The 19693-nt window shown below is 40.3% G+C and carries 17 protein-coding genes; 14 read left to right on the forward strand and 3 right to left on the reverse strand.

Annotation, left to right across the window (positions count from 1 at the left end):
• Nucleotides 1-261: 261 nt before the first annotated feature.
• A complete protein-coding gene (locus ABMY35_RS14810) occupies nucleotides 262-423 on the reverse strand; it encodes an oxidoreductase-like domain-containing protein (RefSeq protein ID WP_349286922.1) in 162 nt (53 codons plus the stop codon).
• A gap of 84 nt (nucleotides 424-507) precedes the next feature.
• Here ABMY35_RS14810 and ABMY35_RS14815 point away from each other — a divergent pair, with 84 nt between their 5' ends.
• Both ABMY35_RS14815 and ABMY35_RS14820 read left to right on the forward strand, forming a co-directional pair.
• A complete protein-coding gene (locus tag ABMY35_RS14815; RefSeq protein WP_349286923.1) occupies nucleotides 508-879 on the forward strand; it encodes a hypothetical protein in 372 nt (123 codons plus the stop codon).
• Nucleotides 880-938: 59 nt separating this feature from the next.
• Nucleotides 939-2303, forward strand: coding sequence for a leucyl aminopeptidase family protein (locus tag ABMY35_RS14820; RefSeq protein WP_349286924.1), 1365 nt, complete (start codon nucleotides 939-941; stop codon nucleotides 2301-2303).
• A 62-nt stretch (nucleotides 2304-2365) separates the two neighbouring features.
• Here the strand turns inward: ABMY35_RS14820 and ABMY35_RS14825 are convergent, their stop codons facing one another.
• On the reverse strand, nucleotides 2366-3835 hold the full coding sequence (locus ABMY35_RS14825) for an aminoacyl-histidine dipeptidase (protein WP_349287105.1): 1470 nt from the start codon (nucleotides 3833-3835) through the stop codon (nucleotides 2366-2368).
• A 72-nt stretch (nucleotides 3836-3907) separates the two neighbouring features.
• Nucleotides 3908-4972, reverse strand: a complete 1065-nt coding sequence (locus ABMY35_RS14830) for a ketoacyl-ACP synthase III (protein ID WP_349286925.1) — start codon at nucleotides 4970-4972, stop codon at nucleotides 3908-3910.
• A 130-nt stretch (nucleotides 4973-5102) separates the two neighbouring features.
• Here ABMY35_RS14830 and ABMY35_RS14835 point away from each other — a divergent pair, with 130 nt between their 5' ends.
• From ABMY35_RS14835 to ABMY35_RS14890, 12 genes are all read left to right on the forward strand, one after another.
• Nucleotides 5103-5504: a nuclear transport factor 2 family protein gene (locus tag ABMY35_RS14835; protein ID WP_138634232.1), complete on the forward strand. Its 402-nt coding sequence runs from the start codon at nucleotides 5103-5105 to the stop codon at nucleotides 5502-5504.
• Between the two features lie 98 nt (nucleotides 5505-5602).
• Nucleotides 5603-6832 (forward strand): HAMP domain-containing sensor histidine kinase, encoded by a 1230-nt coding sequence (locus tag ABMY35_RS14840; RefSeq protein WP_349286926.1) that lies wholly within the window; start codon nucleotides 5603-5605, stop codon nucleotides 6830-6832.
• Entirely contained in the window at nucleotides 6829-7356 is a 528-nt protein-coding gene (locus ABMY35_RS14845) for a response regulator (protein ID WP_349286927.1), read from the forward strand. Before ABMY35_RS14840 ends, ABMY35_RS14845 begins: the two co-directional genes overlap by 4 nt.
• A 68-nt stretch (nucleotides 7357-7424) precedes the next feature.
• Entirely contained in the window at nucleotides 7425-7829 is a 405-nt protein-coding gene (locus ABMY35_RS14850) for a DUF1761 domain-containing protein (RefSeq protein WP_349286928.1), read from the forward strand.
• A 217-nt stretch (nucleotides 7830-8046) separates the two neighbouring features.
• Nucleotides 8047-8307 carry a hypothetical protein gene (locus ABMY35_RS14855; RefSeq protein ID WP_138479577.1) on the forward strand — a complete coding sequence of 87 codons (261 nt, stop codon included), beginning with the start codon at nucleotides 8047-8049 and terminating at the stop codon, nucleotides 8305-8307.
• Nucleotides 8308-8431: 124 nt separating this feature from the next.
• A complete protein-coding gene (locus tag ABMY35_RS14860) occupies nucleotides 8432-10426 on the forward strand; it encodes a TonB-dependent receptor (protein ID WP_349286929.1) in 1995 nt (664 codons plus the stop codon).
• Between the two features lie 422 nt (nucleotides 10427-10848).
• On the forward strand, nucleotides 10849-12282 hold the full coding sequence (locus tag ABMY35_RS14865; RefSeq protein ID WP_349286930.1) for an imelysin family protein: 1434 nt from the start codon (nucleotides 10849-10851) through the stop codon (nucleotides 12280-12282).
• Between the two features lie 72 nt (nucleotides 12283-12354).
• Entirely contained in the window at nucleotides 12355-14061 is a 1707-nt protein-coding gene (locus ABMY35_RS14870) for a di-heme oxidoredictase family protein (protein WP_349286931.1), read from the forward strand.
• Nucleotides 14058-15464, forward strand: a complete 1407-nt coding sequence (locus ABMY35_RS14875; RefSeq protein ID WP_349286932.1) for a di-heme oxidoredictase family protein — start codon at nucleotides 14058-14060, stop codon at nucleotides 15462-15464. Before ABMY35_RS14870 ends, ABMY35_RS14875 begins: the two co-directional genes overlap by 4 nt.
• Nucleotides 15465-15476: 12 nt before the next feature.
• Entirely contained in the window at nucleotides 15477-16652 is a 1176-nt protein-coding gene (locus ABMY35_RS14880; protein WP_349286933.1) for an imelysin family protein, read from the forward strand.
• 12 nt (nucleotides 16653-16664) lie between these two features.
• Nucleotides 16665-17759 (forward strand): DUF1513 domain-containing protein, encoded by a 1095-nt coding sequence (locus ABMY35_RS14885; RefSeq protein WP_349286934.1) that lies wholly within the window; start codon nucleotides 16665-16667, stop codon nucleotides 17757-17759.
• 341 nt (nucleotides 17760-18100) lie between these two features.
• Nucleotides 18101-19549, forward strand: a complete 1449-nt coding sequence (locus ABMY35_RS14890) for a DASS family sodium-coupled anion symporter (protein WP_349286935.1) — start codon at nucleotides 18101-18103, stop codon at nucleotides 19547-19549.
• The last annotated feature ends 144 nt before the right edge of the window (nucleotides 19550-19693 follow it).

Raw genomic sequence — 19693 nt, forward strand, 5'->3', positions numbered from 1 at the left:
ATGTTGTCATTAAGGTTTCTTATAAATTTTTAACAAGCACGATAAGCTTTTTTGCAATAAGCAAATTTAGCCTGTTAATTATTGATACATTTAGTTAACACATAATGCAAATAAAATTTGCATTAAAGTTAAAAGTAGACATGACAATGGGAAAGCGCAAATTGAAAGCGTAACTTTTTGTTAAGTATGAAATAATTTTCTAAAATAGGGAAGGATAGGAATGCATTTACATTCCTACTAAAGTTTATGCTTTGGTCTAATTTATGTTTTGTTAAGCTTTTCGTTAACTTGTAACCAAGCTTTTCTCTGGTCTCTATAAGTGTCCCAAACACATGGGCAGCAACTACCTCCACCACAACATTCGTCTGGTTTAGGTTTCTGGGGTTCTGGGTTAGGTATTTGTTTTACTGTATTATTTAGCATGAATGTGAGAGATTAATGAAATACATAGATAGAGTTTATCAAGTTTTGCTAAACTGTCAGAGTGATAAATAAATTTGGTTTATAATGCGCCTAATTAAAGTAGTACACAAAGCCCCTCTTAGGGTTGCCAAAATTAGCAAAAGACGGCAGCAAATCAGATTAAGGCGCTCGATGCTTGCGCTAAAAATTGCACTTGCGCAAGAAAAACAAGAAACCAAAGAAATGTTGGATATTTACAAGCGCTATAGCTTTGGTGAGGCGCATAAATCAGAGCTAAAAGTTGCTAACGAACAGCTTATGGACATTCTAAAAGGGTTAGGTTTAGGCGTATTTGCTGTACTTCCATTCGCTCCCATTACTATTCCGCTTATTGTTAAGCTGGGTCAGTGGGTTGGTGTTGATGTGTTACCAAGCTCATTTTCATTATCAAACAAATCTTCTAAATCACGTAAATAAGTGATCTCTGTACGCTAAATTGTTATTCTCTAAATAGACGCAAAAACACAGAGAATAATATGCAACTTCCAATCATTCATGCCGATACAGGTACACCGATTAAATTTATTGAAAAATCAAATTTTGATACTTGGCTTTCATCGCAAGAAAGCTTTGTAAAAAGTTATGTTGATGCAACGCGCTCTGCTACTAGCAACATAATTGTGGTGCCTAAACAAAACGCAACTGGACTTGAATTCGTTGTTGTAACTGTTACTGATGTAACTGATATGTGGAATGCCGGTGATTTAGCAAAACAATTACCTAAGGGTCAGTACACGCTAGATGTTAACGATGACTCTTTGATAGGTTATGCGCTTAGCTTTGTATTAGGTGCTTATCAATTTGCCGTCTATAAGTCTCTATCTGCTATTGAATCTAAAATCGCGATTGCAGATGAAGAAATTTTTAATAAAGTAAACCAGCAAGCTGAGGCGATTTATTTAGTTCGTGACTTGGTTAACATGCCAGCAGCAGACATGATGCCTCAGCATCTTGCTGAAACTATGGAAGAATTGGCCGCTCGCTTTGATGGTCAGTTTAGCCAAATTATTGGTGATGAATTACTAGAACAAAATTACCCAACTATTCATATGGTGGGTCGTGCAAGTGACAACAAACCAAGATTACTCGATTTAGTTTGGGGTGATGAGAATGCGCCGAAACTGACACTTGTTGGTAAAGGTGTCTGTTTTGACTCTGGTGGTTTAGATTTAAAACCTGCCGTAGGTATGCGTAATATGAAGAAGGATATGGGCGGGGCTGCTCATGTTATCGGTCTTGCACAAATGATTATGGCTGTAAATCTACCTGTTAGACTTCGTGTGCTTGTGCCTGCCGTTGAAAATGCAGTGTCGCGTAATGCTTTCAGACCAGGTGATGTCATCAAAACACGTAAAGGCATCACGGTTGAGATTGATAACACCGATGCTGAAGGTCGCCTAGTATTGTGTGATGCATTAGCGGAAGCACAAACTGAAAATCCTGATCTGCTAATCGATTTTGCAACCTTAACAGGTGCATGTCGCATTGCATTAGGTACAGAGCTTCCTGGTTTTTATTCAACTGACCAAGCAATTGCAAGTGACATCATGGCTCAAGGTTTACAAAACCAAGATCCAGTTTGGCAACTTCCTCTGTTCGACCAATATAAAGCTTTGTTCAAGAGTGATGTAGCAGACATTGCTAACTGTGGTTCAACGCCGTTTGGTGGATCAATTACAGCAGCGTTATATCTGAAAGAGTTTGTTGAGCCAGCAACTACACCTTGGCTTCATTTTGATGTGATGGCTTATAACATCAGACCATTACCGGGTCGCCCGGTAGGTGGTGAAGGCTTAGGGCTTCGTGCTACGTTTGACTATTTAGCTACACGTTATAAATAGATATCGATAAACTTATAAAATAGAAATGCGAACCAATGGGTTCGCATTTTTATTAAGAAGTATTACTTAGCTGGAATGTTTTCTAAGATTGCTTTCATTTGTTGCCAATATAAACCTACAGATTCAATGTTTACCTTCTCATCAGGAGAGTGTGGGAACTTGATTGTAGGACCAAATGAAATCATGTCCATTTCTGGGTATGGTTCTTTGAAAAGACCACACTCTAGGCCAGCATGAATAACCATGATGTGTGGCTTGTGTCCATAAATATCTTCATATACGTCACGGAACGTATGCAAAATTTGAGAATCAGGATCTGGTTTCCATCCTGGATATGCACCACTGAATTCAACCGTTGCGCCTGCTAGACTTGCCAGTGAAGCAAGTGTGCCTTCTACGTCTGAACGACCAGAGTCAATTAAAGAGCGGATCAAACAAAGAACTTCAATGCTGTTTTCACTTGTTTCAATGACACCCATATTTAGTGATGTTTCAACTACACCTTGAATGTCATCACTCATGCGTACTACACCATTTGGACAGGCATTAAGTAGTGACAACACAGTATTTTGGCTACTTGCGCTTAATGGTAACGCTTCACCTTCAAATGATTGCGCTTTGAAAGATAAGTTTGCTTCAATGGCGCTTAATTCGGTTTTTGTTAGTGTTTCAAACTCAGAGATTAAGTTATGAAATGCGTCTAATTGTGCATTTTCAACTAACACTTCGGCATACGCTTCACGAGGAATTGCGTTCCTTAATGAACCGCCATTAAAAGCGACTAACTGTACGGTTAAGTCTGCTGTGTGATTTTTTAAAAAACGTGCAAGGAGTTTATTGGCGTTGGCGCGGCCAGTGTGGATGTCCACGCCTGAGTGACCGCCTCTTAAGCCATTTAGAACAAGCTTTAAACGTGTTGTATCTTCATTGATGGCTTGGCGTTCTAGTTGTAAAGTAAGACTTGCATCTACGCCACCGGCACAGCCCATGTAAATCTCACCCTCTTGCTCAGAGTCTGTATTGAGAAGAATCTCACCTTCTAACCAGCCAGCTTCTAAACCGAATGCGCCAGTCATACCCGCTTCTTCATCAATGGTTAGAAGTACTTCTAGCGGACCGTGTTTAATGTCATCAGCAGCTAATACAGCAAGACACGACGCCATACCAATGCCGTTGTCAGCACCTAAAGTTGTGTCAGTTGCAGTAACCCATTCACCGTCGATGTAAGGTTTAATCGAGTCTGTGACAAAGTCGTGATTAGTACCGTCATTCTTTTGTGGCACCATATCAATATGGGCTTGAAGCACAACCGGTTTTTTATTTTCCATGCCAGGATAAGCAGGCTTTTTGATAAATACGTTGCCTGTATCATCTCTTTTAACTTCGAGAGATTGGCTTGTTGCCCACTCGATAATGAACTGTGCAAGTGCTTCTTCGTGTTTTGAAGGATGCGGAATAGAACAAATTTGATCAAAGAATTGCCAAATTGCTTGAGGTTCTAGTTGGCTAATTTCTGAATGTGGAGTGAACAATGTTTTCAATGTTTTGCCCTTATTTAAATGTAACCGCTTAATATTACCATTCAAATAAGGGCAGAGGATAGCTTACTGGCAGTACTTGATGGCGTCAGCCATTATCTCTAGTCCAGTTTGTTTACACTCTGGCAGCTCAGCTTTACTTTCAATGATAGGCGTAACGCGTTCGCCCCATTTTATATAACTTGCAGCCCAAGTTAATCCTGCACCAAATGCTGCGCTCATTATATGACTGTGTGGTTTGATTTTACCTTGCTCTAATGCTTCACACAGTGCAATTGGGATCGTTGCAGCAGAGGTGTTGCCATAATGCTGGATATTGACCATCACTTTGTCATCGCTAAGCTGCAATTGTTTGGCAATGGCTTGAATAATTCTTAGATTTGCCTGATGAGGGATAAGCATACCGATGTCTTCGAGTGCTAAATTTGCTTGTGATAGCACATCATCACAGGCTTCGCTCATACCTTTTACCGCGCGCTTAAAGATATCTTTACCTTGGAACAAAATATCAGAGGGTTGTGCTGAATCGTGTTTATCTATGTCAGTGCCGAAGTTTCGGATATGAAGAATCTCTCTGTCTTCTGAATCACAGCCAGTTTTTGTTGCTAACAAGCCTAGTTCTTCACTTGATGCTTCAAGTACAACTGCACCTGCGCCGTCACCGAATAAAACCGCACTGTCACGCTTTGCCCAGTTTACATGCCAGAGCATTCTTTCAGCAGCAATAACAACTGCGCGCTTTACCATACCGGCGCGTATTTGTGCGGTTGCATTTTGTAATGCATATAAGAAACCAGAACACGCTGCATTTACATCACATGCCGCTGCACCGGTTGCCCCGATTTGTTGCTGAACATATGAGGCTGTATTTGCAACAAGTGTAGAAGGGGTGCAAGTAGCAAGTAAAACAAGGTCAATGTCCTCTCCTGCAATACCTGCACAATCCAATGCACGTTTAGCTGCAATAGTCGCCAATTCTCCAGTACCAACATGACTGACTCTTCTCGATTTTATGCCTGTGCGAGTTGAAATCCACTCATCTGTGGTGTCGACTACTGTGCTTATATCTTCGTTTGAAAGTGTTGCTGGTGGTGTACATTTACCCCAGCCAATAATTTTGGCGTATTGCATAGTTTCTTATCTCATCTGACCAGACGGGAGTTTATAACAAACTTCTTTTTGTAATTCTAGTCAAGGATACTTTATGTAGTGTGAAGAAGTAGTCTAAGCTTAGATTAAAGTCTTTGAATTTGGGGTGATTATGGCAAATAAAATGACGACTTCGCTTATAAGCCACCTTATTGAATTGGAGAGGCAGTTACTGGACCCAGTTGTTAGAGCATCGAAAAACCAACTAAGCCATTTACTTCATGACGACTTTTATGAAATTTCGGCAAATGGCTTAATGTTTAACAAGCAGCATGTGATTGGTCGGTTACCGCTCGAGAAAATTCCACAGATCTATAACCAAGACTTTAAGGGACAAGTATTGAGCGACACGCTTGCCCAGCTGACCTATCATGCAGCCTATCGAATGAATGTGCATCATGCCTTGAATTTTTCAATTCGAATGTCAATTTGGGCTAAAACAGAAAAAGGGTGGCAGTTGTTCTTCCATCAAGGCACCCCTTGTCCTGAGTTCACCTTGCACTATGAAGAGTAGCTGCAATTTTTGTTTTATATCAATGAAACTGAGGTTTAGTTTTACCAGTTAAGCAGAGTCAGTTAAAGTGTTGCTCAAATTTTTTATGAGCATGTTACATGATCAGCTTTTCGCCGCAATCAGCCATTGGTCGCTTATTATTACTAAGAACTATCGCCATTTTGATGCAATTGCTTTTGGTATTAGCTTCGGCATTTTGGTTTGATAAGTCCATTGAACTATTACCAGTATTGACTGTTATTGCAATTGAATCTTGCTTTCAATTGGTCAGTGTGTTCGCTTATAGAAAAACCAGTGAAGCAGCACCTTCAGGTATGATGTTGCAGTTACTTGCCGATATTATGTTTATGACAGTTTTACTGAGCTTATCAGGTGGTGCGAGTAATGCGTTTGTGTCAATGCTGATCATCCCAATCGTTATTGCTGCTGTTACTTTGCCAAGCCAATTTGTGATCATTATCTCTTTGTGTTCATTAGTCGCATATGGTTATTTATTTGTGACTATGGGTGGTCATCATATGCATCACATGGACATGGAGTTACATTTTAAAGGCATGTGGGCAAATTTTGTATTAAGCGTATTTATTGTTGTCATGGTTGTCATGGCTATGGCGAAGCAATTAAGGGTTAAAGAGCAGTCTTTAGCTAAGGTAAGAGAAAAACAACTTAAAAACGAGCAGCTCATTGCGTTAGGGAGTGCCGCTGCGCAGGCAACTCATCAATTGGCAACGCCACTTGGTAACATTAATTTATTATTTGAAGAGCTGAAAGAAGACTATCCAGAGCATCCCGCATTAGTAGATATGGGAAAAGCCATCACTACTTGTAAAGAGCAACTTGAGTTATTTAGAGCACAAACCGAAAAATTCAAATCTTCAGATAGTTTTGGTGTACAAAGCACACTTGCTATTTTGCAAGAGCTTGAAACATTGATGGCTTTACAATTCCCGGAACAGCGCTTAATTATGGACGAGGTAGTTGATACTTTCGTCAGTGATGATCCCATGTTGATCCCTGCTTTATTGAATGTACTTGCAAATGCCGCGCAGGCCAATACTAAAACTAATGCAAAAGACATCATCCTAGAAAGTTCAATTGAAAAAGACACTTGGATGCTATCGATAACGGATCATGGTCCGGGGATCGACCCTAAAAAGATGGAACGTTTAGGCCATACAATAGTTAAAAGTGAGTCTGGTCTTGGCATGGCCTTGGTTTTATCTCATGCATCAATAGAGCGATTAAAAGGGACTATTCGATTAGAAAACCAGTGTAAATATGGCGCTAAAACAACAATCACTTTGCCGATTAAAGAAAATGAGTTATGAAGTTACTTATCATTGAAGACGATGAAGCATTTGCAAGAACACTTGCTAGACGGCTGCTAAAGCATGGATTTGATAGCCATGTTGAAAACAACGAAGTAAATGTCATGTCTGCGGTTGAGAAAATTTCCCCTGATTTTGTGCTCCTAGATATGAAACTGCAGACTAAATCTGGGTTACATTTCATTGAACCGATTAAGGCATACAAACCTAGTATCAAACTGGTGTTGTTAACTGGGTTTGCAAGTATCGCAACTGCAGTTGAAGCGGTTAAACTGGGCGCTGACGATTATTTAACTAAGCCAGCTGATACTTTGTTGATAGTTCAAACGTTATTAGGGACAGAGGGTGTTCAAAAAGCAGAATTGCAATCAGAAACGAGAATGTCAGCAGAGCGTTTAGAGTGGGAACATATTCAGCAAGTGCTAAAAGCGAACCATGGCAATGTGTCTGAAACGGCAAGACAGCTAAACATGCATCGAAGAACTCTACAACGTAAACTGCAGAAAAAACCTGTACAAAAATAGTCAATAATTGCGAGTTTGACGTTTATTAACTAGATTTGAATTTACGAATGGTTTGATGCTTCATTATTATGCAGTTGGCAGAACTTAATTATTGGGCAATTTTACTTGCCTCGTTATCTTCATTTATGTTGGGTGGTTTATGGTACTCCCCGGTTTTATTTGGCAAAACTTGGTTAGAGGGGTGTGGGTTAACTGAACTTGACTTACAAAACAGCGATCCAAAATTGATTTATGGTTTAGCATTTATTTTGTCATTGTTGGCTGCGTTTGTTTTGGCGTTGATATTAGGGCCTGATCCTAATATCACACAATCAATCATCATTGGTGCGGCAGTAGGTATTGGTTTAGCATCAAGTTCATTGGGGATTTCTTATATTTTTGAACAAAGACCGCTTAGTTTGTTTTTAGTCAATGGTGGTTACCATACCTTCCAGTTTATTCTTATGGCAGTGATACTGAGTGTCACAGGCTAGTAATATCAACTCAGAATTGTTGGAATACTTATCTTCGAGGCGGACATTTGCCCTGTTTTCATGTCTCACTCTCATTTAATTTAAATACGTTTTGCTGTTTCAATGAGTGAAAGTAACCCTTCCCATGGAATGGGCCAGTATTTCCGGGTTAACTAATCTTATATTGCTTCAAACTCTGCTAATGATGGCAGATAGCAATTGATAGTGGATACAAAACGTGATCGATATTCTTTTTGATGTCATTGGTATGACAGGAACAGCGCTTGTAGTTGGTGCTTTCTTTATGCTTCAACTAGGCAAAGCTGAACCTACCGGTATTGTTTATAACTTAATGAACTTAAGTGGCGCAATACTCTTGCTAATCAGTCTTTGCTACAACTTTAACCTTGCTAGTTTTGTTATTGAGTTATTCTGGATAGCCGCGTCTTTAATTGGTTTATACAAATATTTCAAAGGAAAACGTACCCAACTCGCATAATGTTCTCAAAATAGAAATATAAAACTTGCACAGTCTGTTAACATTAGTATTATTAAAAGTATGTAAATAGGCTGTGCATGGAATTGCATTTAGCTGCTCTATCGCTGAAATAATGAGCCAAGCTATGAGAATAACAATACCTACGATTTCTTTACTTTCAATTTTATATTCAGGTCATGCGTTATCAAATATTGAAAGTGATGAAGATCTATTTGACTTATCATTTGAGCAACTTTTAGACGTCAATATTTCTCTTGCCACTAAAACAGATGAAACTCGCTCGTCTGTTCCTTCGAGTATTACTGTATTTAATCAACAACATATTGCACTTTTAGGCGTATCGAATGCCTATGAGTTAATGAACTTTGTGCCTGGTTTTCAGTCAACTCGAGGTGATTGGGTGGGGGCTGTGCCGAAAGAGCATACTCGAGGTATTTATCTAGACAGTGGTAATGTACTGGTCATGATCAATGGCCAAAGACTGAATGATCCTTCTTTTGGCAAGGCATCAGTTTATATGCCTTTTATTCCTGTTGAACTGATTGAACGTGTTGAGTTTATTCGAGGCCCAGGTTCTGCGCTTTATGGTAGTAATGCATTTTTGGGCGTCATGAATGTTGTTACCACTTCTGAACGTACTCAGTTTAGTGCCTCAATCGGTGAGCATGGAGAGCTTCAAGCTGGTTTTTCATTCAATAAAGAATTGAACGATGGATTAAAGATTTACAGTAATTTATCGCTTAATAAACGCGATGGCGAGGCTTACTCATTTGGCACGAAAGACCCCCTAGAATCCTATTTTTTTGAACTAGGTGCTCAATGGCATAATCTAGACATTAATGTAAGGAAAAACGCGACACAATTAGATGAATTCATCAACCTTGCGGGTGCGTCAAGAGGCAACCATCATCACAGTGAAAACATCGCTTTGCAGGCGACTTATACTTGGTTAAACGATGACTTATGGCATTTATCTACTTCATTCGATTTTATCCGACATGAAATTGAGAGCAAGGGCTTGATTGTTACTGCACAAAACACAAACTTGGCTGGTGATTTTTTTGTGGGTCCAGCATGGTCAACCAAAGATCTGGCTTTGAAAGTTGATGGCAGTTATCAATTTAGTGACTACTTACAAGTCAATTTCGGTGCAGAATATTCGGAAGAAGAGCAATTTAAAGCTGGCGTGATCAGTAGCTATTATGACTATCAGTCTGGCAATACCTTAGTTGAAAATCAATATTACTTAGGCGAGACGCGGACGATTGAATCTCATCCTCCGTTTAAAAATTTGTTGGCCTCATTTGATTCTTATGCTTTGTATACTCAGGCTAAGTATGTAGCGTCAGAACAATTAACGATGTTTGTTGGTGCACGTTTTGATGAAGTGAAAAGTATTGATAGCAAGCTATCACCCAGGCTTGCTCTCATTTATGACCTAAATGAAAAACATACTTTAAAGCTGCAATATGGTGAATCTTTTAGAACACCCGTAAGCAATGAGCTTTATTCAAATGACGATGTCACTGTCGGTAACCCTGATCTGAAATCAGAGTATGTTAAAACGACGGAATTGGTCTGGCACACTGAACAACAAAATTGGCAGATGGATGTGGTGTTTTTTAATAATGAGTTGAAAGATTTCATAAACTTAGTGGCGACAGATCAAGCTCAAACACGTTTTACTTTTGACAATGTGTTTGAAGCAAGTATGCAAGGGGTTGAAGTTAATAGTAATTTTAACTTAACAGAGAATACTTGGTTTGAAGCTGGTTTTACGCAATTGTTTGATGAACCCATTAATCCGAGCTTTAAGCGATTCGCTGCGGCAGCCATTACTCATCAATTCGACGTGTTACAGTTGAGTGTGAATACAATTTGGCGTGATGAGGTATTTGTTGCTTCGCAAGACAAAAACGTTTCAGGAGATTTTAAGCAATCAGATTATTTCTTGCTAGGGCTAACCGCCAGTTGGAATATTGATAGTGATAGTTCGATAATTCTCAAGGCTCAAAATCTACTCGATAAGCAATACAAAGTGTTTGATCCAAGAATGACCGACGGCATTGTACCGACTCAATCAAGAAAATTATTACTTCAGTATCGTCAAACATTCTAAATACTAAAATTTCATTAAAAGCGCCGACATCGGCGCTTTTTTGTTTTTAGCCTAATAATACCAATCCGCAATAACACTTAATCATTTTGAGGGATTAAACCTGTTGATAGCTGAGTTAAAGATTTCTCATTTAAAACAACTAAATAACGAAATATTTGTCTAGCTACCAACAAGGCTTTCTTGCCTCAAAATAGACTACTTAGTTAAGCGGATTGGTATAAAAAGTTTTTAAATTTTCTCCAATATCCTTCAGTTGCACTTCTCATTAAATAATCAAATTCATACATAACTGATCATATTTGATCTAAATCAAAAATAAACACTACAGATAATGTAAATGAAAATAATTCTTGAATGCATTTGCTTGGTTCGTTAATATTTGCTGAATAATAAACTATTAACTGATAATTAAAGGGATAAGAGTGAAAAACTTTAAGAAATTTGCGCTTACGCTAGTTTGTACAGCAGTATTATCTGCATGTAATGGTGATGATGGTAAAGACGGTGATGTAGGTGCGGTTGGTCCTCAAGGGGAGCAAGGTGCTGCAGGACAAAATGGGGTTGCAAATTATGTAACAGCGGAAGATGTTGTTAAAACTAACGCACAGCATGCCTATGCTGTTTTCGCAGACTCTCTGATTGCAGCAAAAACAATGCAAAAAGCGATTAATGAATTTGTTGCTGATCCGACAGAAGCAAACTTCACTGCTGCAAAACAAGCTTGGCTTTTTGCACGTGAACCGTATGGTCAAACTGAAGTTTACCGTTTCCGTGAAGGCCCAATCGACGCACTTACAGAAGTTGATGGTCAACCAACATTAGTTGATGGCGAAGGCCCAGAAGGCGCAATTAATGCTTGGCCTTTAGCTGAAGCGTTGATCGACTACACGATTGATATGGACGGTCATCAGGCGCGTGGTACTGCTGCGGTTTATCAAGCCGGTGGTAACATCATTTCAGATCAAGAAAACTTCCCAGAAATTACAAAGCAGTTATTACAAGATAAATTTGAATTAGATGGTGAAGAAGCCAATGTAACGTCAGGTTATCACGCAATCGAATTCTTATTGTGGGGTCAAGATTTAAACCAAGACCTTACTTATACATCAACGCGTGATTATACTGCAGGTCACCGTAAAGCTTCTGATTTTTATACTGTTGACAATATGCCAGCAGATTCAAACGGTGCAACTTGTACATCTGGCGAGCAAGGTGCAATTGATGTAATTTGTGCGCGCCGTGGTCAATACTTAAAAGTAGCCGCTGAGTTATTAGTTGATGACCTGCAAGCAGTGACTGAAGCGTGGACTCCTGGCACAGGCTTCCATTATTTAGAATATGTAAAACCTGAAAATGCAAAGAAAAACTTAGGTGCAATGCTTGAGAGTATGGGGCGTTTGAGTTTCGGTGAGCTTGCAGGTGAACGTATGAGTATTGCTGTTCGCACCGATAGTCAAGAAGACGAACACTCGTGTTTTTCAGATAACACACACCGTGATATCTACCTCAATGCCAAAGGTGTTCAAAACCATTATTTAGGCAAATATACACGTATTAATGGTGAAGAGTTAGTAGGCGCAAGTATCCATGACCTATTAGTAAAAGAGGGTAAACCTGAGCTTGCAAACGAGCTGCGCGCTGCCTTTGAAGCGTCAATGGCAAGTGCCTCGGTTATTGATACAAATGCTAAGCTAGGTGTGTCTTTTGACGTTCAAATTCAAAATGAAGATCGCAAGAAAGAAGTGTATGCGACTATCTCTGCACTTGCTACACAAACAGATCTGATCCAAAAAGCCATCGATGAGCTTGGCGTTTCAGCTGAAGATTTAAAACAAGATACAGAAGAAGATATCTAATTTAATATGGCTGGCCTTTTGGTCAGCCTTTTCAGTTTCTGGTTACAGTAGTAAGCAGTTCAGGGGCACTGAATGAACAACAAAAAATCAATGTTAGCTCTAATCATCGCGCTTATTTCTCTGCAAGGCTGTGGTGGTGGAAGTAACACACAAAATACAAACTCTCCAACAAATTCAAACAATAACGGCGACAATACTTCTGAGGGCAATCAAGGCAGTAAAGATAATTTGGCTTTTCCTGATCTCACCTTAAATGATGGCCTACCTGACTTACTCAAAGATACACCTGACGAGTTTGAGCATTTAGCAGCAGGGGAAGCATCGGTTAATACTTTTAATGAAGATGCATTTAGCCAAGCGCTACCAGCAATCGTTGATACGCCTAGTCTTGATGCCGTTTTCAAAGCGGGCGACCATGTTTTTCGCTCTAATCATGATGGGCAAGGCCCTATTTTCAATAACACCACTTGCCAAGGGTGTCACATCAAAGATGGTAGAGGTGTAGTGCCTAAATCTGCCAATGAGCCGATGATCAGCATGTTTTTGAGAGTAGGCGATAGTAAGGGCAATGTTGACCCGGTTTATGGGGATCAAATTCAAGTTTTTGGCACCATAGATGGTCAAAAGGATGTGTTGGCAAAACACAATGGAGCCATAGAGGAAGGGCTGGCTTATGGCGAGGGATATACTTGGGTCGAATATGAAGCAGTGACCGGACAATTCGCAGATGGCGAAAATTACTCCTTAAGAAAACCCGTTTATAAAGTCAAAGACCTTGCTTATGGTGAGTTTAATAAAGATGTGCAGTTTTCTGCCCGTGTATCCCCCCATGTTTATGGCTCAGGTTTATTAGAGAGCATTCCAGCACAGAATATTTTAGCTTATGCCGATCCTGATGATGCAAACAATGATGGCATATCTGGTAAAGCAGCCTATACAACTCACCCGGTAAATAATGAAAAGATGCTTGCACGTTTCGGTCAAAAAGCCGTAACAGCATCTGTCTTACAACAAATTTCAGGCGCATACCGAGGTGATATGGGGGTGACGAATACGGTTGTAACAGGCGAACCTTGTACAGAAGCTCAATCTGCTTGCCTTGCTCAAGCTGAAAATGAACAAAATAAGCACCACGATGGCGTTGATTTAAATAACGTCGATTTGGCTCAAGTCGAGTTTTATAACCGTACACTAGCAGTTCCAAATCGTCGTGGTTTTGATACTGAGAATAAACTTTGGAATGATGATGTACTAAAAGGCAGAAGCCAGTTTTTTGCTGCTAATTGCCACAGTTGCCATGTGCCAAGGCATAAAACGAGCGAGGCGAAAGGGAGCTTGCTTGGTGATGTAGATTTAGTGCAAGTGTCTACAGACACACGGACCAATATTTCAGCTTTACAAGATTTAGTGATTTATCCATATACCGATTTACTTCTCCATGATATGGGCGGCAGTTGCAAAGTAACTCGTGAGTTGGCAAGTGGTGAAGCGTGTGACAGTGGTGAAAGTTGCTATTACGTGCAGCGCTGTGAGGGGCTTGCTGATGGTCGTCCTGAAGGTGATGCATCTGGGACTGAATGGAAAACGCCAGCTTTATGGGGGTTGGGTTTGGTACAAACAGTAACGCCAAAAGCAACATTTTTGCATGATGGTCGTGCACGCACTTTATCTGAAGCGATCCTTTGGCATGGCGGTGAAGCCGAATCAGCAAAGCAAGCTTATTTAAATATGGATAAACCCGCACGTGATGCGCTATTGGCTTTCTTGAATTCACTATGATGTTAAATCTACAAAAAAGCAGTTTGCTTACAGCCGCTCTTATTTGTTTGTTTATGCCTGTAAATGCATCAGCATCAAACGAGCAAGCGGCTAAGCCTGGGGGAGATGCAACAGGGCGATTGAATTATCGCTCTTTTGTTGAACCCGCTAAAAATATACCGCGCATGGAGCAGTTGGATTTCTGGGATGGCTTTTCATTTTTCCGAGACCCCTGGGTTGCTTCACCCTCAATTACCAGAGACAGAGATGGGCTCGGGCCGCTGTTTAACGCGCGCTCATGCAAAACCTGCCATGCTGATGGTGGACGAGGCAGGCCGTCAAAACATGGAGAGATAGCAGAGCCTGCATTGCTGTTTAGGTTTTTACAGGCAAATGCAAGCAAAGGAGATAGCAGATATGGCAGGCAACTTCAGCCTCTGGCAATTCGTTTGTCTCATGAGAAGCTTACTAAGCCTGTTCAAGGTGAGGCACAAGTACGCGTATTTTATAAAGAAATAATTGGGCACTACGATGACGGTGAAACTTATACGCTCAGAAAGCCTCGTTACGAAATTGAACATCTCGCCTATGGACCACTTGATAAAGGCACTTATCTATCAGCCCGCTACGCTCCTGCGGTTTATGGTATGGGCTTATTAGATGCAATTCAGGAGAAAGATTTACTTAACCTTGAAGATATTAACGACGCTAATAAAGATGGTATTAGTGGTAAATATAATCAGGTGATAGATGCGGTAAGTGGTAAAAAGCGCATAGGTCGGTTTGGCTTTAAGGGCTTACATAGCACACTAGAACAACAAGTCGCAGGCGCATTTGTTAATGATATTGGTATTACTAACCCTATCTTCAGCGATGAAACTTGTTTAGTTCACCAAGTTGCTTGTAAACAAGCTGCGAGTGTCGACCCTGACAATGTACTAGACATTCCAAAAAAGCTGCATGATTTAACTGTATATATGAGCCAACTGATTGCTCCCCCACCTGCAAGAGATTTACAAAGTAGTAAGTCAAAGCAAGGGCAAACTCTATTTTACAAATTGCAGTGCCAGCAATGTCATACCCCCAGTTTTACTACAGATAGCTCTTACGAGGTAAAAGCGTTGGCAGGGCAAACTATTTGGCCATATACCGATTTAGCCTTACACGATATGGGCGAGGGTTTAGCAGATAAAGGAGTTGAAAACCTTGCATCAGGTAGCGAATGGCGAACCCCGCCTCTTTGGGGGATAGGTTTACAGCATAGAGTTCAGGGCTTTTCTGCATTTTTACATGATGGTCGTGCTCGCACGATTGAAGAAGCGGTGCTTTGGCATGGCGGTGAAGCTCAACCGCATCAACGAAAATTCAAATCATTAACGAAGCAACAACGAACAGCACTGTTGTACTTCTTAAAACAAATTTAATTCGGATAAACAATGAAAACAATCAACACTTTAATGCCAACAACAATTGCAGTCGTGCTAAGCCTTTTATTATCAGGTTGTGGTGGTGGCGGCTCTAACGAGCAAACACCTACGACGTCGCCAACAACAGATCAAGGAAGTGGGTCAACAGATAACTCGAATAGTTTGACTGAAGCACAAGCGCTTGAAAAAATAACTTTAGTATTAGTTGATGATGTGATCTTACCGAGTTATCAACTTATGCTGACCGAAAGCGAAGCTCTGCAAAATACAACAAGTGAAGTGTGTGAGAAATCAGAATATACAGAAGCAGACTTAACTAGCTTGCAAAACGCTTGGAGCAAAGCAAATAGTGCTTGGCAGGTAGCGCGTACCATTAAGTTTGGGCCTATATCTGACACCTATATTTACTCGCAAATCCAATATATGCCAATTGAAGCAACTAAATTAGCCAATGATGTTGAGTCGATTTTGATAGAGGGTGAAACATTTACAGATGGCTTTCCAAGTTCAAAACACCAACTCCAAGGTCTGCCTGCATTTGAATATGTGGTCTTTAATCAAGATGAAGGCAATGCGTTTCTTTCATCTCAAAATCAAGGCCAACGCTGCGCATATTTAAATGTGATCGCAAGTAATACTGTCACACTGATGGATGAAGTGGTTACACAGTGGCAAGGTGAGTATGGAGAACAATTCAAGGCTGGAACGGGGAGTTTTAGCGGGCACAAAGGTGCAATCGAAAAGTATTTAACTTTTTGGTTTGAATATCTAGAACTTATAAATGACGAAAAAGTAAAAACACCGCTAGGTAAAATCTTACCTGGTAACCCTGAACGATTAGAAAGCGCTTTTGCACATGTTTCAGTTAAAAATATAAAAACAAATATAACTGCGTTAGAGCAACAGTTTAATGGTGCGACAGAGTTCGGTTTCGATGATTTATTAGTTGAAATACATGACAGAGAAGATGTTAAAGATGAAATATCTTTGCACTTTAAAGCCGTTCATGCAGCACTTGGTCTTATTGAAAATGAAACTATGGCTGATTTAATCACTACTGAAACTGGTAGAGTTAAACTCAACGAAGTTAGCACTTCGATTTCTGAACTTCGAGCAATAATGGCATCTGATTTTGTGCAAGTAACCGACTTAGCACCTGGTTTTAATACCAACGATGGTGACTAATAGGGTGAAGTAATGAATCGACGAAGTTTTATTAAGGGCGCAATCGCATTAAGTACATGTTCGACTCTAATGCCATGGTTGTCAGCGTGTACTGTATCGGCGAAAACCGTGTTTGCGAGTGCATTTACAGATAAAGCAAACCGACATTTTGTTGGTTGGTTTGACGAGCAAGGTCATCTATATGGGCGCGTTGAGATCTCTGAGCGCGCCCACGATTTAGTCTATATTAAATCACAAAATAGAATAATCGCATTTGCTCGAAGGCCCGGCGTTAAGTTGCACGTTATTGATGTCGCATCGAAGTTGGTTGTTCAAGAAATTAAAGCCCAGCCTCAGCATCATTTCTTTGGTCATGGTGTATTAAATGCTGATGAAAGCTTATTGTTCACAACAGAAAACTACTTTGATGAACATATGACAGAACGGGACGGTTTAATCACCGTTCGTGATACCAAAGGCTTTTCTATTCTTGGGCAGTTTTCAAGCCATGGCGTAGGACCACATCAACTAGCCCTGTTAAGTGACAATCAAACTTTGGTGATTGCTAATGGCGGCATTCATACTCATCCTGCTAAATCGAGAGAAAAGCTAAACCTAGACACCATGGAACCGAACTTAAACTATATTAATACGCTTAATGGTGAACTTGTTGCTAAGCATCAGCTACGCGACAAGCATTTAAGTATTAGACACTTGTGTGTGGCTAATGATGATACCGTTTACTTTGGTTGTCAGTACCAAGGTGCTGTATATCAAGTGAATCCGCTTATTTATGGTCATAGAATAGGTGAGCAGCCCCAGCCGATGCAAGCAACTAATAATGAATGGATGCGTTTTAAACAGTACATTGCGAGCCTGTCGGTTAATGACCAAAATGAGCTGGCTGTCACTTCTCCTCGCGGGGGAGTGGTTAGTATTTGGGATAGAAGCACACGAGAATTAAAGTCTTTATTAACGCTCGATGATACAGCTGGCGTTGCGAGTAGCAAAACGACATTTATCGCAACAACAGGGCGAGGTAACTTAGTTGGTGTAGACAAAGCGTTAAATGCGATTAATCAACATCAGGTCCGGTGGGATAATCACTTGATCAGTTTTATGGCTTAAATTTCTATAAAGCTTAAAATTTCATTCTAAGCACAGTTAAAATTTGCTGCGTTTTCAGTTATTAACGACTGAAAGCGCATTTTCTCTTTCAGAACCCTCTTTTTTAGAGTAGCATCTTGTCGTTCAAAACCCTCTCATTCATACTCACTCCTTAATTACTAAGTAATCTGCACGCTAAATAGTAAATTTATCTCTAGCGGTTACTTTCAATACAAACGGCATTGAATGTAGTTGCAAAAAGGGCACAAACTAGGGCGTGTTTATCTTTGACGTATGAATTTTGTTCAAACCAAAGGTCAACACGCCCTAAAACAACGAAAATAATAAAGTAATGTACGGATATGATTTCAGATAACAATAAAACACTTTTCCACTATTTTTATTTATTACTCGGACCAGCCATTTTCTTATCAACCTTTTTAATTGATACGCCATCTGGTATGCCTGAGGTCGCTTGGAAAACCGCAGGTTTAGCACTGTGGTTGGGTGTGTGGTGGGTGAGTGAGGTTGTGCCTATTCCTGTAACCTCATTAGTCCCCATCATTGCTGTGCCATTGGCGGGTATTAACGATATAAAATCAGTAACGAGTGTGTATTCTCATCCACTTATTTTTCTATTTTTAGGCGGTTTTTTAATTTCTATTGCGATGGAAAAGTGGCATTTACACAAACGAATTGCCCTGATCACCATGCTGAAAAGTGGTAGTAATCCCAAATTCCAGATCTTGGCCATGATGATGGTCAGTGGCTTTTTATCAATGTGGATCAATAACACAGCAACAACCCTAATGATGTTGCCGATTGCCTTGTCAGTTATCTATGTTTTACGAGAAAACAATAATAGTTGTGATAATTACGGTAAGGCGCTGCTATTGGCAATTGCTTACAGTGCGAGTATAGGTGGTGTAGGAACCATTATTGGGACTGCGCCAAATGCACTGATGGCCGCTTATCTGTGGGAAAATCATCAAATCAAAATCGGCTTTGCTCAGTGGATGATGTTCGCTGTGCCATTCGTATCTACTATGATTGTCATTTGTTGGTATTGGCTGACTCGATTTGCTTTTAACGTGAAGCAAGTAGGTAATAATGCTCAGTTAAACATACTGTTTCAAAAACAAGTAGATGATCTGGGCAGCATGACACTCGCCGAGAAGAACGTTCTGTTTGTGTTTGTTTTTGCTGCGGTGAGCTGGGTGTTAAGGCCTTATTTAGTAAGCTGGACAGGGGTAAATATCACAGATACAGGTATTGCTATTATTGCGGCGCTACTGCTTTTTGTTTTGCCTGCAAAGAAAGATAATAAAACCAAGGTGATGGACTGGGACTCAGCGCAAGCTGTACCTTGGGGTATTTTACTGCTATTCGGTGGGGGCCTTGCACTTGCCGCTCAAATTAAAAGCTCTGGCCTAGCGCAATATATTGCGGATATGTTGGCTGGCGCATCTGCTATCCCCCTTATTTTAGGCGTATTAGTGGTCGCGACATTAATTTGTTTTTTAACTGAGATCACATCTAATACCGCCACAGCCGCAGGCTTCTTGCCGTTACTTGGTCCTGTTGCAGAGCAAATTGCAGGCACACCACTGATTTGGGTGATACCAGCAGCAATTGCTGCAAGTTGCGCATTTATGATGCCAGTTGCAACACCGCCAAATGCCATTGTATTTGGTTCCGGCGAGATAAAGATAAAAGACATGGTAAAAGCCGGCTTTATGATGAATATCATTGCAGTATTGCTTATAACCTTGTTAACTATGACCCTCGGTTCTTGGGTATTTGGTTACTAAAACAGGCAGACTTTTGCAGTAAAAACTTTCGACCAAACTTTGTGTTTATTTTTTGGGTTTAATTATCGGGTTGTGCGCCATCTATCATGTTGGCGTGCAATACGATCTCAAACAGACTCGTCAAAACAGCTCTGAAAATCTAGA

The organism is Pseudoalteromonas sp. BZB3 (genome assembly GCF_040104455.1).
GTDB lineage: Bacteria > Pseudomonadota > Gammaproteobacteria > Enterobacterales > Alteromonadaceae > Pseudoalteromonas.